Source organism: Rhizobacter sp. P2_H3 (assembly GCF_056403355.1).
Genome location: NZ_JBFUFQ010000242.1, coordinates 1 through 8343 on the forward strand (window position 1 = coordinate 1; position 8343 = coordinate 8343).

General features: G+C 69.0%; 10 protein-coding genes. 2 read left to right on the forward strand and 8 right to left on the reverse strand.

The window, feature by feature from the left end; all coding sequences use genetic code 11:
• The 6 genes from AC1D1T_RS27260 to AC1D1T_RS27285 all read right to left on the reverse strand — a co-directional run.
• The coding region (locus AC1D1T_RS27260) for a 2'-5' RNA ligase family protein (RefSeq protein WP_477992852.1) at positions 1-516 on the reverse strand (516 nt) is incomplete at its 3' end.
• A complete protein-coding gene (locus AC1D1T_RS27265; RefSeq protein ID WP_477829017.1) occupies positions 517-960 on the reverse strand; it encodes a TA system VapC family ribonuclease toxin in 444 nt (147 codons plus the stop codon).
• Positions 950-1195 carry a DUF6364 family protein gene (locus AC1D1T_RS27270; RefSeq protein WP_477829018.1) on the reverse strand — a complete coding sequence of 82 codons (246 nt, stop codon included), beginning with the start codon at positions 1193-1195 and terminating at the stop codon, positions 950-952. The genes AC1D1T_RS27265 and AC1D1T_RS27270 overlap by 11 nt, the downstream gene beginning before the upstream one ends.
• A 34-nt stretch (positions 1196-1229) precedes the next feature.
• On the reverse strand, positions 1230-1979 hold the full coding sequence (gene mddA / locus AC1D1T_RS27275) for a methanethiol S-methyltransferase (RefSeq protein WP_465112627.1): 750 nt from the start codon (positions 1977-1979) through the stop codon (positions 1230-1232).
• Positions 1980-2013: 34 nt separating this feature from the next.
• A complete protein-coding gene (locus tag AC1D1T_RS27280) occupies positions 2014-4110 on the reverse strand; it encodes an alpha/beta hydrolase (RefSeq protein ID WP_477992853.1) in 2097 nt (698 codons plus the stop codon).
• Positions 4100-4765, reverse strand: a complete 666-nt coding sequence (locus AC1D1T_RS27285) for a TetR/AcrR family transcriptional regulator (RefSeq protein ID WP_465112625.1) — start codon at positions 4763-4765, stop codon at positions 4100-4102. The genes AC1D1T_RS27280 and AC1D1T_RS27285 overlap by 11 nt, the downstream gene beginning before the upstream one ends.
• 127 nt (positions 4766-4892) lie before the next feature.
• On the opposite strand from AC1D1T_RS27285, the gene AC1D1T_RS27290 reads away from it, so the two are divergent.
• Complete coding sequence (locus AC1D1T_RS27290; protein WP_477992854.1) at positions 4893-5321, forward strand: VOC family protein; 429 nt, start codon at positions 4893-4895, stop codon at positions 5319-5321.
• Between the two features lie 29 nt (positions 5322-5350).
• Here the strand turns inward: AC1D1T_RS27290 and AC1D1T_RS27295 are convergent, their stop codons facing one another.
• Both AC1D1T_RS27295 and AC1D1T_RS27300 read right to left on the reverse strand, forming a co-directional pair.
• Positions 5351-6307: an NPP1 family protein gene (locus AC1D1T_RS27295; RefSeq protein WP_477828196.1), complete on the reverse strand. Its 957-nt coding sequence runs from the start codon at positions 6305-6307 to the stop codon at positions 5351-5353.
• A gap of 61 nt (positions 6308-6368) precedes the next feature.
• Complete coding sequence (locus tag AC1D1T_RS27300) at positions 6369-6548, reverse strand: hypothetical protein (RefSeq protein ID WP_477841588.1); 180 nt, start codon at positions 6546-6548, stop codon at positions 6369-6371.
• A 102-nt stretch (positions 6549-6650) separates the two neighbouring features.
• Here AC1D1T_RS27300 and AC1D1T_RS27305 point away from each other — a divergent pair.
• A partial coding sequence (locus AC1D1T_RS27305) for an ATP-binding protein (protein WP_477992855.1) occupies positions 6651-8343 on the forward strand: 1693 nt, incomplete at its 3' end.

The window sequence follows — 8343 nt, forward strand, 5'->3', positions numbered from 1 at the left end:
GTGCCGGCGGTCGTACAGCAGCGTCAGGTGCGGCGTGGCGCTGCGCGAGGCCTGCGATTCGGTGTCGCCCATCGCCAGGTTCAGCCGGCGGCGGAATGCAGCGAGCGCGGGCAGGTTGTCGCTGCTGCGCAGCACGAAGGCGCCGCTGCCGGGGAAACTCAGCGCGCGGTCGAAGGCCACGCCGAAGCCCTCGTGCACGAGACCCGCGGCGGCCCGCATCGCCGACTCGACGTTGGCCTCGTCGTCGACCATCGCGCGCAGCGTGACGTGCAGGCGCTCGATCGAGAGCAGCTTGCCGGCGAGGCCATGCTCGCCGCGCAGCCGGGTTGCCAGCTCGATGATGCGTTCGGCCGTCTCGGGCGTGGGCCGCAGCGCGAAGAAAAGACCCAGGTGCTGTGCGGCCTGCGGAACGCGGCCCGCCTGAACGGGCGGCGGCGGTGGCGGTGGTGGCAGTTCGTCGAACCCAGGCAAGCCGAACTGTTCCGGCCCGGACTGGGCCTCCTTCTTCGTTCGCATCTATCGAGCACCAGCCTCAAGCAACGTGAAATGGGTGCGGCCGATCAGCTTCCTGAAGTCACGATCAAAACTCACGAGGTGTTCTCCAATGTGAACAACAGCCGCAGCCAGCCAGGCGTCCGGCAGAAGATTGCCGCTGAGCTGCTTGTCCAGGCACAGCTGGCGCAGACGAGGCCACTCCGCGCCCTGCTCCGCCAGTTGAACACCCGGCACGGCGAGCAGCGCATCGACGAAGCCGACCGCCTGCTCAATCGGCGTCGGGGCCTGGAAAATCCTGGGGCTGGTCACCAGTCGCAAGAAACTGGCCACGACCATCGGCATCACGGTCAGGGTTGCTCCTGACGAAACCGCGACGACGGCCTCTTCGAGCCACGGTCGGGCAACCGCATGATGGGGATGGTCGCTGCGAAATGCCGCGACCAACACATTCACGTCAGGCGTCATCGCCCAACGCCTCCAGCAGCGACCTGTTGCTGAGCGGATCGACCCCCGCCACCAGCCCACCGCGCCCCTTGAACACCGGCAGACGCGACTTGCCTCGCGGCACCGTCGCCTGCTGAGCTCTCAACCTCAGTTGCAGGCCTTCCTCGATCAGGCGCGTCAGCGTGGTTCGTTGCCGGGCAGCAAGCGCCTTGGCCGTGGCCAGCAGTTCATCGTTGATGTCGAGGGTCGTCTTCATCCAAAGATGATACAGATTTCTGTATCGGCCCGCGCTAGTGCTCCGCCGCATCCCTCCCGCTTCCCTTGCGCGGCCACGGCAGCAGCATCCCCACCTGCTCCCGGTAGACGCGGTAGCGGTCGCCGAACTGCGCGACCAGGTCGCGCTCCTCGAACCAGATGCCGATCAGGATGTAGCCCGTCGTGGCGACCGCGAACAACAGGTGGCCGGCCGTCATCACCGGCGTGGCCCAGAAGCCCAGCAGGAAGCCAAGGTAGATCGGGTGGCGCACATGCCGGTAGAACAGCGGCGTCCGGAAGACCGGCGCCGGAATCTCGTGCCCCCGCCAGCCCGCCAGCACCTGGCGCAAACCGAACAGCTCGAAGTGGTTGATCAGGCAGGTGCTGATCAGCAGCATCGCCCAGCCGAGCCAGAACACCGCCTGCAGCGCGAAGCGCCCGGCAGGGTCGGCGACCGACCACACCACCGGCTGCGCGATCGGCCGCCACTGCCACAGCAGCAGCGCCAGCACCACCGTCGCCGCGAGCACGAAGCTGCTGCGCTCGACCGGCTCCGGCACGATGCGCGTCCACCAGCGCTTGAAGCCGCGGCGCGCCATCACGCTGTGCTGCACCGCGAACAGGCCGAGCAGCAGCAGGTTGACGACCAAGGCCTCGGCCAGCGGCACCGCGCTGCCGCTGTCGATGTCCTTCGGCACGGCCACGCCGCCGACGAAGCCGATCGCATAGGTGAAGGTCGCCAGAAAGAACACGTAGACGGCAACGCCGTAGAGAACCCCGAACATGGTTGAACCCCCCATGAAGTGCCGGCAGACGCGCTCAGCGCGCCCACCAGCGGTTGTCGAGCACCTGCGCAATGCGCAGCGCCGCACGCGCTGCGCCATCCATCTCCACCGGCCGGTAGCGCACCGGCTCGTGCATCGCGGCCAACGCCCGCTCGRCCAGCGTGTCGGGGTCGAGCGTCGCGTAGTCGAGCGATCGATCGGCCCCGTAGTTGGCGAGCCGGCAGCGCACATGCACGCACTGCTCGAAGTGGCGCTGCAGCGGAAAGCTCAGGAACGGTCGGCGCGTCGCCACCAGTTCCATGCACGTCGACAGCCCACCCTGCACCAGCGCCAGGTCGCAGCACGCGAGGTGCTCGTACAGCTTGTGCACGTAAGGCCGGATCTCCAGCCCGTCGAGCTGCGGGAAATCGTCGGTGGGCAGGCGGGGGCCGGCCACGACGATCAGCCTCAGCTCCGGCAGCTCGCGCTTCATGCGGGGGAACGCCTGCACGATGCGCCGCAGCAGCGGCCGGCCGACGGCGGTGCCGCCGACGGTGGCGATCGCGATCTTCTCGCCGCGGCGATAGCCGTGCCGGGCCCGCAACTGCTCGGTGTCRGCCAGCGCCGCCGGATCGAAGGGCAGCGCATAGCCGCAGTAGCTGAAGTTGCGGTCGGTCCAGTCGCGGATGCCGGGCAGGCCCGGGCCGAAGGAGGCCTCGGTGACGTCGTCGCGGTTGCCGACGAACAGCGCCGCATCGCGGATGCCGGGGTAGCGTGCGACATGCTCCAGGTCGTCGGCATTGCGGTCGGCGCACAGCAGGGCCTCGCGCTCGTTGCCAGGCTCCATCGGCAGGCAGCCGACGAAGTCGGTCAGGAAGACGAAAGGCTGGCGCTTCAGTTCCGGGTTCTCGTGGTAGTGGTAGTCGACCTCCCAGGCCTCGTCGCCGACCACGATGTCGTAGTGCTCGGCCTCCACCAGGTCGATGAAGGTCATGAAGTTGCGCGTCATGATCTCGTCCATCGTGCGCAGCGCGAAGAAGGCCGACAGATCGTGCTCGCCGGCCTGCTGCTCGAAATGCCGGCTCTCGTTGGCCAGGCGCTGCGTGACGGGATGCAGCCGCTCGCCCTCCTGCGCCAGGTAGCGGGCGGCCGGGTCGACGGTGAACCAGTCGATGTCGAGATCGGGTTGCAACGTGCGCAGCGAACGCGCGATCGCCAGGTCGCGCTGCACATGACCGAGGCCGATCGCGCTGGAGATGAAGAGCGCCCGGCGCCGGCGCTTCATCGCGCGCACCCAGGTCGCGCTGCGCGGCGCGCCACCGATGAAGTCGCGCACGCTGCGGTTGAAGAGCACCGGGTCGCGCACCGCCGTGACATGCCCGCCGCCCTGGACGGTCAGCAGGCGCGAGCCCGGCACCAGCGCATGGATCGCCTTGCCCTGCGCATACATCACGCGGTGGTCGTCGTCGCCGTGGATCACCAGCGTCGGGCAGGCCACGCGGCGCGCCAGCGCCCGCACGTCGTTGCCCTTCCAGGCCTTGCGCACCATGTTGATGATGTCGCCGCTGGTGGCCCGGGCGTAGCCGACGCCGTCGTCGAAGGGCTTGCTGGAATGCGGCTCGCTGAAGAGGCTGGCCATGAACGCATCGATGTAGCCCGGCCAGTCGTCGCGTGTCTGGTCGGCCTCGGCCTGCACCCGGCGCGCGATCGCATCGGTGTCGACCAGCGACTCGGCAAAACCGCCGGCGATCACGAGGTGGCTGACGCGCTGCGGCTGCTCGGCCGCGACCCGCAGCACCGTCATCGCCGCGCACGAGATGCCGACCAGCGCGGCGCGCTCGGTACCGGCCGTGGCGTCGAGCACGGCGACGAAATCGTCGTGGAAGATGTCGAAGCTGTAGGCGTCCTGGGTGGCGGGCCGGTCCGAGCGGCCGTTGCCGCGCCCGTCCATCGTGACGACCCGGAAGTGCTGCGACAGGTACGGCACCGTGGCCTTCAGCATCTCGCTGTGCACCATCTGGATGGGCGGCGCGAAGGCGATCCACGGGCCGCTGTCGCCCCAGACGGCGTACCAGATGCGCACGCCGTCGCGGTCGACGACCCCCTGGCGGGCCGGCTCGACGCTGCCGTACGGGCTGCTGCTAGCGTCCATCGCCCTGCCCTGCCGCGCGGGCGTCGAGCGATTCGAGCAGCGCCTGCACCGCATCGAGCGCCGCACGGTGCTGCGCCCGCTCCTGCTTCACGCCGAGCAGGTCGGCGAATTCCATGCCGAGCCAGAACTCCGAGATCCAGCAGGCGATGACATCGGCGGTGAACGGCGCCGGCAGCGTGACGCCGGAGGACTCGAGCGCCGCCACCGCCTCGCCCACCACGTCGCGCACCAGCTGCTTCCAGGCCAGCAGCCGCGGCAGGAACTTCTTGCGCAGATCGGCGTTCGAGAAGCTCGCGGCCCACAACTCGGCCTGCACGCGCACGAAGCCGGAAGAGAGGTCGCTGTCGTAGAAGCGCCGCGCCTCGGCCCACTTGCGGGCATAGCCGCCGGGGCCTGCATACATCGAGCCCTGGCGGGCCAGCAGCCGGCGGTTCGCTGCATCGAGCACCTCGATGACCAGCTGGTCCTTGGTGCCGAAGTGGTAGTTGATCAACGCGTGGTTCACGCCGGCGTCCTTCGCGATCTGGCGCACGCTGAGCGCCGCATACCCCTCGCTCGCCAGCCGCCGGAAGGTCGCGTCGAGGATCTTCTCGCGGGTGTCGACGACGGACGCATCCTTGCCCGGCTGCACGCCGTCGGACGATCTGAGGCTCATGGTTGAACGATCGGTTTATACGATCGTTCAAAAATAGGCGAGGTTTGCGGGTTCTTCAAGGACCGGAACTCCACGTCGTGGTGGGGCTCAGAAAATACCGTCCACCACCCAGCACCGAGGAGTCCCCATGGAAGCCCAGCAACTTCACCGCGGCCGTCTCATCGATCACCTGCAGCTCGTCGTGTCCGACCTCGCGGCCAGCAAACGCTTCTACGAGGCGGTGGCCCAGGTGCTGGGGATCCCGGTGGGCGGCAGTGCCGCGGACTACTTCTGGATCGACGAGCTGTTCGTCTCCACCGCCGACAGTCAGGCGGCGCAGGGCCATCTGACGGGGCGCCACCACCTCGCGTTCCAGGCCCGGGACCGTGCGATGGTGGAGGCGTTCCACCGCGCCGGGTTGGAAGCCGGCGGCCGCGACAACGGCAAGCCGGGCGAACGGCCCTACCACCCCGGCTACTACGCCGCCTTCCTGCTCGACCCGGACGGCAACAACATCGAGGCGGTGTTCCACGGCGAGGCGAAGCGCAGCGCGGGGTCGGTGGTGATCACGTTCTGACCGCGCCGGGCTCTGTCAGTCGCTGAAGATCACTCGCTGATCCGCGTGTACGTCTGCGGGTAGTTCGCCTGGAATTCCTTCGCGCGCGTGGCCCACACGTCGTCCCACAGGAACCAGACATCGGCCCAGAACGCATCGCCGCGCGGTGCGGCGTTGTTGGCCTGGTTCATGATCTCGCCGTCGTTGCGGGTCTTGAAGCTCGCGCTGCCGAAGTTCGAGTTCTCCAGCGCCACGCGGTAGTTGCGGTTGGCCAGGTAGCGGGTCCACTCGTCGCCATTCCACTGCGCGACGGCGCTGTAGTGGCTGATGATGTCCGGCGCGTAGAACTCGCCCCAGTTGCCGATGAACTCGACGTGGGCATGGTCGTTGGCATTCGCGAAGCGGAACGCGTGGGTGCCTGCGCCGTCCTTGTGATAGACCACCAGCGGGTGCCCCCAGTGGTTCTCCAGCCCGGCCATCGGCAGCGTGGTGTAGTTGCCGTGCGCGCTGACCGACACGTGCGAGATGAAATCGCCCCCACCGTTCTTCTTGCCCGTCCAGACGATCACCGTCTCGACATCGTGCTTGTGGCCGCCCAGGAACGTGAGGCCGATCGCCTGGTCCTTCTCGAAGTACAGCTCGTAGAAGTGCGCGCAGCGCTCGATGCGATCGCTGCCCTCCACCGTCTCGCGGCACAGCTGGCGGTGGATGGTGTTGGCGAAGTTGCCCCAGCCGCCGTCGCGGCAGGCGCCCTGCACGGTGCCGGTGGCGTTCAGGCCGGGGTTCTGGCTCAGGTTGTTGTTGCGGTTGAACGGTGTGGCCGGGTAGCAGCCATCGGAATCGAAATCGAACATCGGATGGAAGTCGCGGACCTGCTTCTCGTTGTACTTCGTGATGGCAGTGTCCCAGCGCGGCAGTTCATCGGCGTGGGCCGCGGCAGCGGTCACGGCGATGAGAGCAATCGCGATGGACTTCAGGGCACGCAGGGAGAAGAACGTGTTCGTCATGTTCTGACATGAAGTGGAGGGCCGGCGGACTGTGCGGCCCGCCCATGACGGCCTGTTGACGCTACAGGCGCACCACGCCCTCGATCCAGCCCACGAACCGGCCATCCACATACAGCCGCAGGCTGTCGCCGTCGGACTCGGCTTCACACTGGGCGACCAGGCCCTGGCAGCCATCCATCGCGAAATGCGATGGTGCCGGCCTGTGCGAGAGCGTGCGGATAATGGTCGTGATGAAATCCATGGGCGGTCTCCCGGGGGTCTGATGCAGTGCGGCGACTGTCCCGCGCACGCCATCGCCGCGTCCTTCACCCACCTGAAATCAAGCTGAAACCCGCGCCAACCCGTGTCGACACCGCTCCACTTCGGTCGCTTCGAACTGCGCCCTGCCGAACGCCTGCTGCTGGACGACGGCAAGCCGGCGGCGCTCGGCGTGCGGGCCCTCGACGTGCTGATCGCGCTGGCGCAGCGGCGCGACCAGGTGGTGGGGCAGGAGGATCTGATCGATCTCGCGTGGCCCGGCCTGGTGGTCGAGCCGAACAACCTGCAGGTGCAGATCTCGGCCTTGCGCAAGCTGCTGGGGGCGGAAGCGATTGCCACCGTGAAGCGCCGCGGCTACCAGTTCACCGCCGCGCTGCGCGAGGCGGAGCCCGAGCGCGGCGAAGCCGCCTCCACACCGCACCGCCTGCCGCTGCTGCGCACCCGCTTCATCGGCCGCGAGCACGCGCTGGCCGACTGCGCCGGCCTGCTGGAGCGCGCACCGCTGCTGACGCTCACCGGCACCGGTGGCAGCGGCAAGACCCGCCTGGCGATCGAGCTCGCGCAGCGGCAGCTGGCGGGCTTTGCGGCGGGCGCGTGGTTCGTCGACCTCGCGGCCCTGCAGGATCCACGGCGCCTGCTCGCCGCCGTGGCGTCGGCCGTCGGCGCCCGGCAGGACACGACGGCCGATCCGCTCGACGCGCTGTGCGCGCACATCGGCGCGGCACGCGCGCTGCTGGTGCTCGACAACTGCGAGCACCTCATCGACCCCGTGGCACGGCTCGCCGACCGCCTGCTCGGCGCCTGCGCCGGCCTGCGCATCCTTGCCACCAGCCGCGAGGCGCTGGGCTTGCCGGGCGAGCAGATCTTCGCGGTCGGCCCGCTGCCATTCGACTCCGATGCCGTGCGCCTCTTCGTCGACCGGGCCCGGCTCGCCAGGCCCGACTTCGCGCTGACACCGGCCAACGCCCCGGTCATCGCCGAGATCTGCCGCCGGCTCGACGGCATCGCCCTCGCGATCGAGCTGGCCGCGGCGCGCGTGCGCATGTTTGCGGTCGACGAGATCCGCGCGCGGCTGGACGACCGCTTCCGCTTCCTCACCGGCAGCTCGCACGTGGCGCCGCGTCATCGCACGCTGAGCGCCACGCTGCAGTGGAGCGTGAAGCTGCTGTCCGAGCCGGAAGCGCAGGTCTTCGCGCGGCTCTCGGTCTTTGTCGGTGGCTGCACGCTGGCCGCGGCGGCCGTGGCCGCGGGCATCGACGATGAATACGCCGCACTGCAGATCGTGACGCAGCTGCACGACAAATCGCTGCTCGTGATGGCGCCCGAGAACCTGCCCGAGCCGCGCTTTCGCATGCTCGAGACGGTGCGCCAGTTCGCGCAGGACCTGCTCGACGAGACCGGCGAAGCGCAGGCCGTGCGTGCGCGCTGCCTGGCCCACTTCGTCGCCTTTGCCGAAGAGGCCGGCGGCCACCTGCACGGCCCGGGCGAACTGGCGTGGCTGCCGCGACTGAAGGCGGAACAGGACAACCTGATCGCGGCGCACGACTGGTGCGCCCAGCTACCGGCTGGCGCCCACGCCGGCTGGCGTTTCGTGGCGGCGCTCGGCCGCTACTGGGCCTTTGCCGGCCCGCTCGACGTGGGCTACTGCCTGGGCGCCGCCGCGCTGGCGCGCGACGCACACGGGCTCGACGAGGCGCTGCGCGGCAAGGCGCTGCTGGCGATGTCGCACCTCGCGTACAAGCGCGGCTTCTACGACGAGGCCTTGCGCTGGGCCGACC